Annotated in this window: 11 protein-coding genes and 1 tRNA gene; 10 read left to right on the top strand and 2 right to left on the bottom strand. The window is 71.7% G+C overall.

Going from position 1 to position 14,481, the window contains the following annotated elements:
- Window positions 1-22: 22 nt before the first annotated feature.
- Window positions 23-95: transfer RNA gene (locus SSQG_RS13550), tRNA-Arg, on the bottom strand.
- A 321-nt stretch (window positions 96-416) separates the two neighbouring features.
- Between SSQG_RS13550 and SSQG_RS13545 the strand changes: the two genes are divergently transcribed.
- The 4 genes from SSQG_RS13545 (at window position 417) to SSQG_RS13530 (ending at window position 6,600) form a co-directional block, all read left to right on the top strand.
- Window positions 417-2,024 carry a dynamin family protein gene (locus tag SSQG_RS13545; protein ID WP_003990334.1) on the top strand — a complete coding sequence of 536 codons (1,608 nt, stop codon included), beginning with the start codon at window positions 417-419 and terminating at the stop codon, window positions 2,022-2,024.
- A gap of 341 nt (window positions 2,025-2,365) precedes the next feature.
- Complete coding sequence (locus SSQG_RS13540; protein WP_003990333.1) at window positions 2,366-4,081, top strand: YfjP family GTPase; 1,716 nt, start codon at window positions 2,366-2,368, stop codon at window positions 4,079-4,081.
- A gap of 345 nt (window positions 4,082-4,426) precedes the next feature.
- Window positions 4,427-4,903 carry a single-stranded DNA-binding protein gene (locus SSQG_RS13535; protein WP_003990332.1) on the top strand — a complete coding sequence of 159 codons (477 nt, stop codon included), beginning with the start codon at window positions 4,427-4,429 and terminating at the stop codon, window positions 4,901-4,903.
- 278 nt (window positions 4,904-5,181) lie between these two features.
- A complete protein-coding gene (locus SSQG_RS13530; protein ID WP_003990331.1) occupies window positions 5,182-6,600 on the top strand; it encodes a Cys-Gln thioester bond-forming surface protein in 1,419 nt (472 codons plus the stop codon).
- Window positions 6,601-6,657: 57 nt separating this feature from the next.
- On the opposite strand, the gene SSQG_RS13525 is transcribed toward SSQG_RS13530, so the two are convergent.
- Entirely contained in the window at window positions 6,658-6,978 is a 321-nt protein-coding gene (locus SSQG_RS13525) for a hypothetical protein (protein ID WP_003990330.1), read from the bottom strand.
- 83 nt (window positions 6,979-7,061) lie between these two features.
- Between SSQG_RS13525 and SSQG_RS13520 the strand changes: the two genes are divergently transcribed.
- The 6 genes from SSQG_RS13520 to SSQG_RS42690 form a co-directional block, all read left to right on the top strand.
- Complete coding sequence (locus tag SSQG_RS13520; RefSeq protein WP_003990329.1) at window positions 7,062-7,502, top strand: GNAT family N-acetyltransferase; 441 nt, start codon at window positions 7,062-7,064, stop codon at window positions 7,500-7,502.
- 163 nt (window positions 7,503-7,665) lie between these two features.
- Window positions 7,666-9,093: a hypothetical protein gene (locus tag SSQG_RS13515; protein ID WP_039935038.1), complete on the top strand. Its 1,428-nt coding sequence runs from the start codon at window positions 7,666-7,668 to the stop codon at window positions 9,091-9,093.
- Between the two features lie 29 nt (window positions 9,094-9,122).
- On the top strand, window positions 9,123-10,160 hold the full coding sequence (locus SSQG_RS13510) for a glutamate ABC transporter substrate-binding protein (RefSeq protein ID WP_208865640.1): 1,038 nt from the start codon (window positions 9,123-9,125) through the stop codon (window positions 10,158-10,160).
- A 48-nt stretch (window positions 10,161-10,208) separates the two neighbouring features.
- On the top strand, window positions 10,209-11,543 hold the full coding sequence (locus SSQG_RS13505) for a hypothetical protein (RefSeq protein ID WP_003990326.1): 1,335 nt from the start codon (window positions 10,209-10,211) through the stop codon (window positions 11,541-11,543).
- A gap of 17 nt (window positions 11,544-11,560) precedes the next feature.
- Window positions 11,561-14,242 (top strand): serine/threonine-protein kinase, encoded by a 2,682-nt coding sequence (locus tag SSQG_RS13500; protein WP_003990325.1) that lies wholly within the window; start codon window positions 11,561-11,563, stop codon window positions 14,240-14,242.
- A gap of 3 nt (window positions 14,243-14,245) precedes the next feature.
- The coding region (locus tag SSQG_RS42690; protein WP_244299118.1) for a zinc ribbon domain-containing protein at window positions 14,246-14,481 on the top strand (236 nt) is incomplete at its 3' end.

The following is a 14,481-nucleotide window of genomic DNA, read 5'->3' as shown; positions in this document are numbered from 1 at the left end:
CCAAAGGGAGGGCGGAGACTTGCGCCCCCGGCAGGACTCGAACCTGCGGCCAAGCGCTTAGAAGGCGCCTGCTCTATCCACTGAGCTACGGGGGCCGGGTGTGGTGGCCTCTGTCGTGGTGCCCTGGTGTGGGCCGATCCGTGACGTTGCCGGGGACAAGGATAGGGCTCCCGCGTCCTTGCCCCTGTTGCTTCGCCTCCGTGGCTCGATGTGGAGGTTCGGTGAAGCGGTCCTGATAATCGCAGGCAGGTACGAATCGTGCATCGCTTTTGGCGTCTGACGCATCGGGTGTTGTGCACTCGTTATGCCTGGAGTGTGCCCCCGTCCCAGTAGTCCCTTCCGTCCCTTGTGTTCCGTCGGCGCGCAGACATGCTCATATGCTTCAGAAATCCCCTAAAATTGGGCATTCTTCGCATGTGGTGACCTTGGACGTACGGCCTCAGCTGCTCGACGCACTTTCCGCCCTGCGCGACCGTGTCGCCGCCGCACGCTTCCCGCTGCCCCTGGCGGGGGCCCCACGCGCGCGTGCCAACCGCGACGAACTGCTCGCGCAGCTCGACGACTACTTGGTGCCCCGGTTGCGGGAGCCCGAAGCGCCGCTTCTGGCCGTCGTGGGCGGATCGACCGGAGCCGGGAAGTCGACGCTGGTGAACTCACTCGTAGGGCGGCGCGTGAGCGAGGCGGGTGTGCTGCGGCCGACGACACGGACCCCCGTGCTGGTCTGCCATCCGGAGGATCAGCACTGGTTCAGCGGGATGAGGGTGCTGCCCGACCTGACGCGCGTGTGGGTGACCCAGCAGGAATCCACGGACGACCTGCTGCTCCCGGGCGAGAACCCCGCGCGCGTGCTGCGCGTCGAGACCGCCGCCACACTGCCGCCCGGCCTCGCCCTCCTCGACGCTCCAGACATCGACTCCCTGGTCTCCGACAACCGCGTCCTGGCAGCCGAGCTCATCTGCGCGGCCGACATCTGGATCATGGTCACCACGGCCGCCCGCTACGCCGACGCCGTGCCCTGGCACATGCTGCGCACCGCCAAGGAGTACGACGTGACCCTCGTCACCGTACTCGACCGGGTGCCCCACCAGGTGGTCGCCGAGGTGTCGCGGCAGTACGGCGCCCTGCTCACCAAGGCCGGCCTCGGGCACGTGCCGCGATTCACCGTGCCCGAACTGCCCGAGTCGGCCTGGGGCGGCGGGCTGCTGCCGGCCACCGCCGTGGCCCAGCTGCGCGCCTGGCTGGTCCACCTGGTCCAGGACCCGGCGGCCCGCCAGCAGGTGCTGGCCCGTACCGCGTACGGCGTCCTCAACTCCCTCAAGTCCCGGATGCCCGAACTGGCCGGCGCCGCCGCCGCGCAGTACGCCGCCGCGCTGCGGCTCACCGCCGCCGTCGACGGGGCGTACGACAGCGAGTACACGCGCGTGCGGGGCCGGTTGCAGGCCGGAGCGGTACTCGCCGGGGACGCCCTCAAGAGGTGGCGCGCCTTCCCCCTGGACTGCACCGCAGGTGAGCTGCTCGACGCGCTCGTGGAGAGTCTGGGCACGCTGCTGCTGTGCGCCGTCACCGCCGCCGAAGAGCGGATCGACGACGCCTGGCGGCGCGAACCGGCGGCCGCCGCACCCGGGCTCGCCGACCGTGAGCCCGCGGCGGAGAACGCCGAGCACCGGATCGGACTCGCCGTACGACGCTGGCGGCGGGAGCTCGAGGAGTACGCCGATGAGGAGGTGCGCGAGCTCGACCGGAACCTCGCCCCCGACCCCGAGCATGTCGCCGCCCTGCTCGCCACCTCCCTGCTGGGCGGCCGACGGGGGCGGATGGCCGGGGAGAGCCTCGCCGAGCGGATCGGCGCCCACGGCGCGCTACGGCTGCGCGACCGGGCCGGACGGCTGCTCACCGAGTACGTGGACCGGGTCCTGCACGCCGAACGCGAGCGCCGGCTCGCCCCGCTCGACGCCCTCGATGTCCACCCGGAGCCGCAGGCCGAACTCATCGCCGCGCTGTCCGTACTGCAGAAGGAGAGGTGACCGGTGACCGCCGTCACTGACCAGGACCCCACCGAGCACGCCGAACAACCGGGCGACAAGGAAACAAAGGCCGGATCCGCCGAGGCCGAGGCCTCACAGGCGAAAGCGGAGGTTCCGGGCTACCGAAGAACGCCTCCGGGGGTGGGGGTGCGGGTGAACCGAGGAGCACGCTCGCGTGCGGGACCGGTGAATCCCCCCTCAAGGGAGGCGTTCCACGGACCGTACGGACGTCGGGAAGTCGTACGGACGTCGGGAGTCGTACGGACGCCGGGGGCCGTAGGAACGCCGGGAGTCGTACGGACTCCACGGCCCGTACCGACTCCGCGGCCCGTACCGACTCCATGGACCACACCGACTCCATCGACGCCTGGGACGACGGGCTCATCGCGCGGCGGGTCAACGAGACCACCGGGGGCGACCAGTACGCCGTCCTGGACAGCCGCACCACCACGCCGCAGACGGTGGCCCCCTTGGTGTACGACTCGGGGTTGCGGTCCCGGCTGGAGGCGCTGCGCGAACTGGTGGGGCTGTCCCGTACCCGGCTCGACAGCCGGACGCTGGCACGGGCGGGGCGGGTGCTCGACGAGGCGTCCGCGCGCCGCAGGCTCTCCGGGCAGCACACCGTCGTCGCCATCGCGGGCGCCACGGGCAGCGGCAAGTCGCAGCTGTTCAACGCGCTCGCCGGGGTGGCCATCTCCGAGACCGGCCTGCGCCGCCCGACGACAGCCGCACCCATCGCGTGCAGTTGGAGCGACGGGGCGGCGAACCTCATCGAACGGCTCGGCATCCCACCGCGGCTGCGCCGGCGCCCGCTGCCCACCGCCGGGGACGCGGAGTCGCCGCTGCGCGGGCTCGTCCTGATCGACCTGCCCGACCACGACTCGGCGGCCGTGCAGCACCGCGAGCACGTCGACCGCATCCTGGGGCTCGTCGACGCGGTCATCTGGGTCGTCGACCCGGAGAAGTACGCCGACGCCGTCCTCCACGAGCGCTATCTGCGGCCGATGGCGGCCCACGCCGAGGTCATGTTCGTCGTCCTCAACCAGGTCGACCGGTTGCCCGGGGAGGCCGCCGAGCAGGTCCTCGACGATCTGCGGCGGCTCCTCGACGAGGACGGCATCGCCCTCGGGGAGTTCGGCGAGCCGGGTACGACCGTCCTCGCACTGTCCGCGCTCACCGGGGAGGGCGTCGGCGAACTGCGTGAATCACTCGGCCAGTTCGTCGCGGAGCGCACGGCACCGGCCCGCCGTATCTCGGCCGACGTCGACATCGCGGCGGCCCGGCTCCGGCCCGTCTACGCCACCCGGCGGCGGACCGGGCTCAGCGAACAGGCCCGGGAGGAGTTCTCCGACCGGCTCGCGGACGCGGTGGGTGCGACGGCGGCGGGGGAGGCGGCCGAGCGCGCGTGGCTGCGCAACGCCAACCGTGCCTGCGGTACGCCCTGGCTGCGGTTGTGGCGCTGGTACCAGGATCGTGGCGAGCCCACCACGGGCCGGCTCTCCGGGCGCACGCAGGCCGACGAAGAGGCCACCGCCCGGCAGCGGGTCGAGACGGCGGTGCGGACGGTGGCCGAACGTGCCTCGGCAGGGCTGCCCGCACCCTGGGCCCAGGCGGTGCGTGAGGCGGCCGCCCGGGGCTCCCAGGGGCTGCCCGAGGCGCTGGACGAGCTGAGCGTGCGCGCGGGAGTGCCGACGGGGCGGCCGCCACGGCCGGGGTGGTGGCCGATGGCCGTACTGGCCCAGGCGTCCATGACGATCCTTCAGTTCCTGGGCGGGCTGTGGCTGCTGGGTCAGATCGTCCAGATCATGTCGCCGAACCTGGGCGTGCCGGTGCTGCTGATGATCATCGGAATCGTCGGCGGTCCGCTCATCGAGTGGAGCTGCCGGATGGCGGCCCGCGGCCCGGCACGGCGCTACGGCCTGGAGGCGGAACGCCGGCTGCGGGAGGCGGCGGCCGGGTGCGGACGGGCACGGGTGCTGGATCCGGTGGCGGCGGAGTTGCTGCGGTACCGGGAGGTTCGGGAGCAGTACGGGAGGGTGGTGGGAGTGGGGCGGTGAGCCCGGGGCTCCTGGCTCCGGAGCTGGGGCAGGCCCGGAGCCGGAGTCGTGGCTTCGGAGGCATGGCGGTGGCACGGCGGTTGTGACGGACCGCGTGCCTCGATGCGCCGAGGGCGGCGTCCGGTCGGGCGCCGCCCTCCCCGTGTGTACGCAGCCCCCCTGTGAGTACGCGGACGCCTTCGGCTTCACCCGCCCGGGTGGCGGCGTTGTCCACAGGTCAGCGGTGGTCCACAGCGCTCAGCGGGCTCGGCCCGGCGGCGGCAGTCTGGTGGGCAGAGCCGTACGGGACAGGCCCGTACGTGTGTCGGCCCCGGGGCCGGAGCCCGGGCGAGGGAGGGGTTCGCGATGAACGAGACGATGGTGTGCGCGGTCGGGCGGGTGGCGACGCAGCCGGTGTACCGGGAGGTGGCGTCCGGCCCGTCGGCGAGGTTCCGGCTGGCGGCGACCGCGCGCTACTGGGACCGGGAGAAGAACGTGTGGACGGACGGCCACACCAACTTCTTCACGGTGTGGGCCAACCGCCAACTCGCCACGAACGCGGCGGCGTCGCTGACGGTGGGGGAGCCCGTGATCGTGCAAGGCAGGCTGAAGGTGCGGACCGATGTGCGCGAGGGGCAGAACTGGACCTCGGCGGACATCGACGCGGTGGCGATCGGTCACGATCTCGCCTGGGGCACCTCGGCGTTCCGGCGCGGGGGCAAGCCGGAGACTGCGGGCATGCCGGTGCAGTCCGAGCCCAACTGGGAAACATCACCGGACAGTTCGGCGGCTACGGAGGCGTCCGCCGCTCAACCTCCCGCAGAACCAGCAGTGCTGACGTGACGTCAATCACGGCGTGACCCGCCCGAACTGCGGCTTATCGGCACGTGCACACCGGAAAGTCAGGCGTGGATTTGTCGATAAGCCCTGCTCACAAGGGATCTTGGCGATAACGATTCCGAGTCGGATCACTCGTCCGACTGCCTCACCGGCGAGCGGGGTCGGTCGCGTCCCTAGGATGCCGGGAAAGCTTTCGAGGCTCTTGGGGCCTGCGAGGCTTCTGATTCTGCTGGTGGGACCGTACCCCCCACATCGACGGGTCCTGCTCGAAGGGGAATTTGGTGATTGCTTCGTTCTCTGCGGTGCGCGTACGCAGGCGAGGGCCGGCCGGCCTCGGTGCCGCGACGCTGGTGTCCGGGCTGGTCGCCGCGGGTGTGATGGCCGGTGCCGGCCGGGCGGCCGCCGACGAGACCACGCAGAGTCAGGGTGGAGCGACCGCGACGATAGCGGGGCTCAAGACGTACGGCACCGCCGTGATACACGGCGGCAACGGTGGCACCGGGGACCAGCAGGTGTCGGCGGGCCTGTTCGAGATGGCCGTCGACGGCGGCGGCATGCTCCAGACGTACTGCGTCGACCTGCACAACCCCACGCAGCGGGACGCCAAGTACCACGAGACGCCGTGGAGCGGCACGTCCCTGGGGGCCAACAAGGACGCGGGCCGGATCCGCTGGATCCTGCAGAACTCGTACCCGCAGGTGAACGACCTCGCGGCGCTCGCCCGGAAGGCGGGTGTCCGGGGCGTGCTGACCGAGCAGGACGCGGCGTCCGGCACGCAGGTGGCGATCTGGCGCTATTCGGACGACGTGGCCGTCGACGCCCTCGACCCGCAGGCCGAGCAGCTCGCCGACTACCTGGAGAAGAACGCCCGCAACCTGCCGGAACCCCGGGCCTCGCTCACCCTCGACCCGCCCGCGGTCTCCGGGCGGCCGGGCGAGCGGCTCGGGCCGGTGACGGTGCACACCAACGCGAGCAGCGTGACGGTGTCGCCGCCCGCGGACGCCGCCACGAGCGGGGTGCGGATCGTCGACAAGCAGGGCAAGGCCCTCACGTCCGCGGCCGACGGCGGGCAGGTGTTCTTCGACGTGCCCGAGGACACGGCGGCGGGCACGGCCGACCTGACCGTGCAGGCTTCGACGACCGTGCCGGTCGGTCGGGCCTTCGCCTCCGAGAGCCGGAGCCAGACGCAGATCCTGGCCGGGTCGAGCGAGTCGACGGTGTCGGCGACGGCCGGGGCGACCTGGGCCAAGGAGGGCCCGATCCCGGCGCTGTCGGCGGCGAAGAACTGCGCCGACGGGGGAGTGGACGTCATCGCCTCGAACAAGGGCGACGCGCCGTTCACCTTCGAACTCGCCGGCCTCGAGCACACCATCGCCCCGGGCGAGTCCCGCACGGTGACGGTGCCTCTCCAGGAGGACCAGGCGTACGACTTCACGATCCACGGCCCGGGCGGCTTCACCAAGCGCTTCACCGGCATTCTGGACTGCCAGACCCAGGGCAGCGAGACGGGCACGGCCACTCAGACCCTGAGCGAACCGAGCCCGGCGACGGTGGGCGGCACGGCCACGGACACCAACCTCGCCGAAACCGGCGGCTCCGAGGTCACACCCCTGATAGCGGGCATCGCCATCACCCTGGTCCTGCTCGGCGGAGCGACCCTGGTGGTACTGCGCCGCAAGGAGACGCCGACGGGGGACTGACCCGCGCCCTGAACCGGCCTGGGGCGAACCGACGGCGGGCGTGCGAGCGGCCGGGTCTCACACTGACTCGTGCCGCAGGTGCAATAGCCCTTCGATGGACTCCAACCGAGCCCGCAGGGTGGTCCCGGGGGTCGTGGTGGTCGTCAGCACGAGGATTCGGTATTCCGGGTGAGCGTCGTCGAAAGGTACGTCTTCGTCGTCGCCGGGAACTTCATTGGGCTGGACCTCGACCCGCACGCTGTGGTCGTCGGCGAGGTAGTAGATGCCCCGGAAGTGGCTCTCTCGCTCCCGGAAAGTCGTTCCCAGGCGGGCGCTTACAAGCCGTACCAGGTCACCAGCGGTGTGCGTACTGGAGCCGTATGTGTCGTAATCAGCCATGACCCAAGGGACTTTAATCCTTGCCCTGCCTGGCGTCGCGCTCCTTTGAAGCTCGCTGTTGGAGCCCCCTCTAAGCTCAGCCCATGAAGATCACCGTGCGGCCGGCAGACGCGGCAGATCTGTCGGCTCTGCTGGCCCTCTACAGCGAACTGAACCCCGACGACGGGCCGTTGCCCCACGGCACGGCAGAGGCCGTCTGGGCGGCCATACGCGGGCAGCACGGGCGGACTGTGCTGGTCGCCGAGGCTGACGGCGCCGTGGCCGGGACGGCGGACTGTGTCGTGATGCCGAATCTCACCCGCGGTGGCAAGGCCATCCTGTTCGTGGAGAACGTCGTGGTCGCGGGCCGCTTCCAGCGGCGGAGTGTCGGGCGGCAGCTGATGGAGGCAGCCGTGCTGTTGGGGGAATCCGCCGGCTGCTACAAGGTGCAGCTGCTGGCGGCGGATGACGCGTACGTCCACAGGTTCTACGAGGCGTGTGGTTTCGAGGCGCTGGCGCATGGGTTCCGACGCTACGTCGGGTGACCGCGTGCCTCTCGCACGGGAACCGAACCGCGTCCCTCGACGTGTTCCTGGACAAGGGGTGGTGCCTCACGCTGCGATCCGATCAAGATCGAGGCAAGGCCGGTGCGGATGTCAGTGCCGGAAGGGATACTTGCGGCGACGGATGACCATGGGGGAGGTCACAGTGACACACCTGCCGACGAGCAGCGCACCACCACCGGGCACGGGGACGGCCGTTCTCCCTGCCCAGCCGGCGCAACCACCCCAGGCGCCGCAAGGCCGTGCAGAGCCTCAACCCCGCCGTACCGCCTTCGCCGAAGGGGTTGACCGGCTCCGGGCCGCCGCGACCACGGAACCCGGCCGGCTCCGCATCATCGGCGCCGTCCTCGCCCTCCTCGTCGTCGCCTTCGGCGCCGTCACCGCATGGCAGATGACCGAGCGCGCGGACGCCGCCGACGACGTGCTCACCAGCAGTCAGCCCCTCAGTTCGGACGCGGCGGACATCTACCGTTCCCTCGCGGACGCCAACACCGCCGCCTCCAGCGGCTTCCTCGCCGGTGGCCAGGAGACGGCCACCTCCCGCGACCGGTACGAGAAGAACATTCGCACGGCCGCCGAGAAACTCGTCAACGCCGCCGCCAACTCGGACCCCGACTCCCCGTCGGCCACGACCATCGCGGAGCTGAACAGACTCCTCCCGGAGTACAAGGGCCTGGTCGAACGCGCCCGCACCTACAACCGCCAGGGTTTCCCGGTCGGCGGCGCCTACCTGCGCTACGCCAACGAGAAGATGCAGCAGCAGATGCTCCCGGCGGCGGAGGACCTGTACAAGAAGGAGAACCAGCGCCTGCGCGCGGACTACGCGGACGCCACGCCCTACCCGTGGGCGGCCATAGCCCTCGGCGTCGCCGCGCTGGCCGCTCTCGCCTGGGCCCAGCACCGCAACTACCGGCGCACGAACCGCGTCCTGAACCACGGCTTGGTCGCCGCCACGGCCACCGCGACCGTGGTCCTCCTCTGGCTGGTCGTCGGCCACAGCATCGCCCGCGCGGGCCTGAACGACTCCTACGACCACGGCGTCCGCTCCCTGAACGTCCTGCACGACGCCCGCCTCGCCTCCCTCAAGGCGAGGGGCAACGAGAACCTGACCCTGGTGGCCCGCGGCGCGGAGACGAAGAAGGTCGGTGAAGAGACCTACGACGCTTACGACTACGACTTCCGCGCGGAGATGAAAGCCCTGGCCGCGTACCTGGAGGACGCCGAGAAGCTCGCCGACGACACCTCGGGCGAGCGGCCCGTCACGGCCGCCGTCGGCAACATGACGGAGTGGAAGAAGCGCCACACCGCGGCCCGCGAGCAGGACGAGAACGGCAACTACCAGCGCGCGCTGGGCATGGTCATCGGCACCAAGGACGCGACCGGCGAGTGCTTCGACAGCGTCGACGAGAACCTGCGCACGGCACTCGCGCACGAGGAGACCGAGTTCAAGCAGGCCGCCGACGACGGCCGGGACGCCCTGACGGGCCTGTCGGCGGGCGCGGCCGTACTCGCCGTGCTCGGTGCCGCGGGCGCGGTCCTGGGCATGGGACGCAGGCTCTCGGAGTACCGGTGAACGGGACAAGGGCGAAAGGGGGCGTGACGATGCGAGCACGACGTCTGCGGGCCAGTCTGAGGGGCTGGGGCGGGGTGACCGCGATGGCGGTCGTCTGCGCCCTGGTGGCGGTCTTCGCGCTGTGCGTCCCTCTGTCCCACTCGGACGTCGTGGACGGCGAGGCTGTCACCCAAGCCACCCGCGTCACGGCGGAGAAGGCCGAAGAGGACTGCGAGGCCCCCGAGAAACAGACCCTGTCCCCCTCCTCCGCGGACGGCGACACCATCAAGGCGATCAAGAACCGCGAGGGCGAGAAGCGCAAGCTGATCGTCGGCGTCGACCAGAACAGCTACCGCTGGGGCTACCGCGACCCCAACAGCGGCAGGACCGCCGAGCTGGAGGGCTTCGACATCGACTTGGTCCACCGCATCGCCGAGGACATCCTCGGCGACCCGGACGCGGTCCAGTTCAAGGCGATCCCCACCGACCAGCGCATCCCGGCGATCCAGGACGGCCGCGTGGACATGGTCGTCCGCACGATGACGATCAACTGCGACCGCATCAAGGACGTCGCCTTCTCCGCGCCGTACTTCAAGACGGGACAGCAGGTCCTGGCCCCCAAGTCCTCGCCGATCAAGGGCTACGACGACACGCTGGCGGGCCGCAGGATCTGCACGGCCGCGGGCTCCACGGCCTACTCCACGCTGGAGGAGGACCAGAAGGACGGCACACTCCCCGCGACCACCGACATATCCGGGACCGTCCCCAACCAACTCGACTGCCTGGTGCGGCTCCAGCTCGGCGAGGCCGACGCCGTGGTCACCGACGGCGCGCTCGCGGCGAGTCAGGCGGCCCAGGATCCGACGGTCCAACTCAAGGGTGACGCCTTCACTGCCGAGTACTACGGCGTGGCGATGAAGAAGGACGCGGACGATCTGGTACGCCGGGTCAACCAGATCCTGGTGGACTACCGCGAGGACACCGCGAACGGCTGGCAGGCGTCGTACGGGAAATGGCTCTCGGCGACACTGGGCAAGGATGCGAAGAAGTCGGAGCCACCCGCACCGCAGTACCGCCGCACCACCTGACAACTCGACCGACCCCCCAACCGGCACTACCGCAGCGAGAGGTGATCGATGGGCGTCACGGGATCCACCGGGCCGGTGATGGACCGGGACGAGGTGGACCGTGCGCTGGCGCGGCTCGGCGCGGAGCACGAGGCGATCGAGACCTCGCTCCTCGCCCTCCAGGACCACGCGGGCCGCAGACTCCTGGAGGGCGCCGAACTCACCGGCGTCACCCGGGACCGCTGGACGTCCACGGAGGCGTCGATCACGCTGCTGTGGACCTACTTCGACGCCTACGCGGACGCTCTGCGCACCGCCCGGGAGATCCGTGCCCGCCGCCGCTGGTCCAGCCGCGAGGACCTGGTGGAGCTGACGGAGCTGCTGAAGGGCGAGTCGGTCACGGTCGCGGGCAGCGCCACCGCGACGGCCAACGCCCCCACAGCGCAGGGCTCGCCGAACAGACTCAGCGAAAGCTACTCGCTCGGCACCCTCGTCGACCGGATGAACGAGCTGTACGCCACGAGCCTGGACATGGTCGTCGCCGCCGACGCGGTCTGGTCGGCGCTGCCCGCCCGGATCGATCTGCTGGCGGCCGAACTCCAGCGCACCCGCCGCCTCGCGCACTCGGTCGGCGTGCGCCCCGGCGAGCACCCGGCGGGCGACGACCTGGAGCGCATCACCCGCACCCTGACCAGGCTGCGCGAGGAGGTCGTCTCGGACCCGCTGGCGTACTGGCAGGCCGCGGAGGGAAGTTCGGCTCCGGGCGGCGGCAGGCCGGACACCACGGTGTACGACCGGGAGGCGCGCGCCCTGGAGGACGTACGGCGGGAGATCGACGCCGTGCTGACCGTGCGTCAGGACGCCGAGACGCGGATCCTCAAGCTGCGGGACATCCTCAGCCGCGCGGACCGCACGCTCGCCGAGGCCCGCACCGCCCGGGGTGAGGTCCTCGCGAAGATCGCGGCGACGGAGGTGCCGGTCGTCAGCGGGCCGCCGACGGCGTTGCAGGAGCAGCTGGCGACGGCCGCGGAGTACCGCAGGCAGGCGCAGTGGCACCGGCTGTCCCCGCTCCTGGAGTCGCTGGAGCAGAAGGCCGAGGACGAACTGCTGCGCGCCCGTGAGTCGTTGACCGCGGTCACCGCGCCCCTGGCCGTCCGGGCCGAGCTGCGCGGCCGCCTCGACGCGTACAAGGCGAAGATCGCCCGGCACGGCTTCGCCGAGGACACGTTCGTCATGGAGCGGTACGAGAAGGCGCGCCGCATGCTGTGGAGCGCCCCCTGCGACCTGCGCGCCGCCGAACAGGCCGTGCTGCGCTACCAGCAGGCGGCCGCGGAACTGCTCGGCGGACCGCGGGTCCCGGACCAGGGCATGTCCGAGGACGACCGGCGGGGGCCCGGCGCATGAGCGACAAGGGGGAGTCCATGAGTCAGGCACCGCACGAACCACCCGGGGCGTCTCCACGCGCCTGTCAGCGGCCCAGCTGCGGCGGCGCCTACGAGGACGTGGGCGGCGGCGAACTGTACTGCGACACCTGCGGCCTCGCCCCCGTGGTCGCACCGAACGGCATGGTCGGATCACCCCCGACCGGCGTGACCGGCGGAGCAGGGAGAGGGGCGGCGGGCAGCGGCAGTTCCCGCTCCACCAGCCGTAGTTCCCGTACGTCGTCCCAGTCGTCCAAGTCCCGCCGCTCGGTGTCGGGACGCCTCTCGCGCTCCCTGTCGGGGAAGTCCACGAGCCGCTCGGTGTCGGTGCGCAGCTCCGGTTCCGGCGCCGGTTCCTCGACCCGGGGCCGACTGGGCGCCGGTCTCGTCCAGGTCCCGCCGATCCCGCGCCCCGACCCGCGCGAGATGGTCCTGGACAACCCCGAGGTGCCCGAGCGGAAGCGGTTCTGCTCGCGCTCCGACTGCGGCGCCCAGGTGGGCCGTGCGCGCGGCGACCGGCCGGGGCGTACGGAGGGCTTCTGTACCAAGTGCGGGCACCCGTACTCGTTCGTGCCGAAGCTGAAGGCCCTGGACGTCGTGCACGGCCAGTACGAGGTGGTGGGCTGTCTCGCACACGGCGGCCTGGGCTGGATCTACCTGGCGGTCGACCGGGCGGTGTCCGACCGCTGGGTGGTCCTCAAGGGCCTGCTGGACACGGGCGACCAGGACGCGATGGCGGCGGCGATCTCCGAGCGGCGCTTCCTCGCGGAGATCGAGCACGCCAACATCGTGCGGATCTACAACTTCGTGGAGCACCTGGACCAGCGCACCGGCTCCCTCGACGGCTACATCGTCATGGAGTACGTCGGCGGCAAGTCGCTGAAGGAGATCGCCAACGCCCGCCGCACACCGCAGGGCAGGCGCGACCCGCTGCCGGTGGAGCAGGCCTGCGCGTACGGCCTGGAGGCCCTGGAGGCGCTCGGCCATCTGCACAGCCGCAACCTGCTGTACTGCGATTTCAAGGTCGACAACGCGATCCAGACCGAGGACCAGCTCAAGCTGATCGACATGGGCGCGGTGCGCAGGATGGACGACGACGAGTCGGCCATCTACGGCACGGTCGGCTACCAGGCGCCGGAGGTGGCCGAGGCAGGCCCGTCGGTGGCGAGTGACCTCTACACCGTTGCCCGCACCCTCGCCGTCCTGACCTTCGACTTCCAGGGCTACACCAACGTCTACGCCGACTCGCTGCCCGACCCGGACCACATCGAGGTCTTCCGCCGGTACGAGTCGTTCTACCGCCTGCTGGTGCGCGCCACGGACCCGGACCCGGCCCGCCGGTTCGCCTCCGCGCAGGAGATGACCGAGCAGCTGACGGGCGTGCTGCGGGAGGTCGTGTCCGTCCAGACGGGCCGGGCGAGGCCCGCCCTGTCCACGCTGTTCGGGCCCGAACTCCGGGTCACCGACGCGGAGCTGTTCCCGAAGCTGGACGGCGAGGTGTCCCGGCTGGGAGCGCGGGTCGTGCGCCCCCGGCGCGGCTCCGCGGCCGCCACCGCCCTGCCCGCCACCGGCGCTCATCCGCCCGCCACCGGCGCTCACCCGCCCACCGCCGGCCTCCCCGTTGGCCGACCGGCCAACGCCCAGCTCCCGGCCGGCTCACCGGGCGTCACCGCCCCGCCCGGTCCCGGCACCCCGCCCGTCTCCGGCACTCCGTCCGGTCCCGGCACCCCGCCCGGCCTCGTCAAACCCGTCGACACCGCCGCCTCCGCCCTGGCCCTGCCCGTCCCGCGGGTGGACCCGTCCGACCCCAACGCCGGTTTCCTGGCGGGCCTGATGACCTCCGCTCCGGCCGAGCTGCTCGGCGCGCTCGCGGCGGCTCCGGCCCCGTCGACCGAGACCCGGCTGCGGCAGATCCGGGCCTGGCTGGAGACCGGTGATCCATCCGCCGCGCTGGAAGCGCTGGTCGCGCTGGAGGGCGAGCGGCCCGACGACTGGCGGGTGGTCTGGTACCGGGGCGTGGCCGCGCTGGTGACGGGCGACGACGAGGGCGCCGCGCTCGCCTTCGACGCGATCTACGACGCCTTCCCCGGCGAGATCGCGCCCAAGCTGGCGCTGGGCCTGTGCGCGGAGGTGCTGGGCCAGCTCGACAACGCCGCTGAGTACTACCGGCTGGTGTGGTCGACCGATCCCAGTTATGTGAGTTCCGCGTTCGGGCTGGCCCGCGTGCAGCTGGCGACCGGGGACCGGCGCGGTGCCGTAGGGACGCTGGAGTCGGTGCCGGAGTCCTCCATCCACTACACGGCGGCCCGTGTGGCGGCCGTGCGAGCCCGGCTGCGGCAGCGCACCGCGACGTCCTCCGACGTACCCTTCCTGGAGGACCTGACGGCCGCCGCGGCGCAGGTGGAGGCGCTGGAGGCGTACGGTCTGGACCCGGCGCGGCGGGAGCAGTTGTCGGCCGAAGTCCTCGGTTGCGCGCTGGACTGGGTACTCTCCGGGGGCCAGGGTTCCGCCCCTCCCGCCGCCGGGGGACGGACGCTGCTCGGCAGCGGCCTGGACGAGCGGGGCCTGCGGTTCGGTCTGGAACGCTCGTACCGCACGCTGGCCCGGCTGGCGCGGGGCGGCGAGGAGAGGATCGACCTGGTGGAACGTGCCAACCGTTACCGCCCCCGGACGTGGGTGTAGTTGATGTCGCAGATGCCCCAGTTGTCCGCCTGCCCGAGCTGCGAGGAACCCCTCGAGTCGGGTGACCGTTTCTGCGGCGCGTGCGGATACGACCTGTCCGCCGTGCCGGCACGGCCTCAGGACAACCCGACCATCACCATGAACGGCTCGGTGCCCGCCCAGGGCACCCCGGCTGGTGAGTACCCCGAGCCACCGACGGAGCCACCCGCCGGTACCGCCTGGCCGGCGCCCCCGCCCCC

It is taken from the genome of Streptomyces viridochromogenes DSM 40736, from assembly GCF_000158955.1.
Classification (GTDB): Bacteria; Actinomycetota; Actinomycetes; order Streptomycetales; family Streptomycetaceae; genus Streptomyces; species Streptomyces venetus.
The sequence above is the reverse complement of the archived record's forward strand: the minus strand, read 5'-3'. Positions and strand labels throughout refer to the sequence as shown.

Coding starts and splice junctions, on each gene's coding strand:
- SSQG_RS13540 (WP_003990333.1), top strand. CDS start 2,366: ATGGACCACACCGACTCCATCGACGCCTGGGACGACGGGCTCATCGCG.
- SSQG_RS13535 (WP_003990332.1), top strand. CDS start 4,427: ATGAACGAGACGATGGTGTGCGCGGTCGGGCGGGTGGCGACGCAGCCG.
- SSQG_RS13525 (WP_003990330.1), bottom strand. CDS start 6,978: ATGGCTGATTACGACACATACGGCTCCAGTACGCACACCGCTGGTGAC.
- SSQG_RS13520 (WP_003990329.1), top strand. CDS start 7,062: ATGAAGATCACCGTGCGGCCGGCAGACGCGGCAGATCTGTCGGCTCTG.
- SSQG_RS13510 (WP_208865640.1), top strand. CDS start 9,123: ATGCGAGCACGACGTCTGCGGGCCAGTCTGAGGGGCTGGGGCGGGGTG.
- SSQG_RS13505 (WP_003990326.1), top strand. CDS start 10,209: ATGGGCGTCACGGGATCCACCGGGCCGGTGATGGACCGGGACGAGGTG.
- SSQG_RS13500 (WP_003990325.1), top strand. CDS start 11,561: ATGAGTCAGGCACCGCACGAACCACCCGGGGCGTCTCCACGCGCCTGT.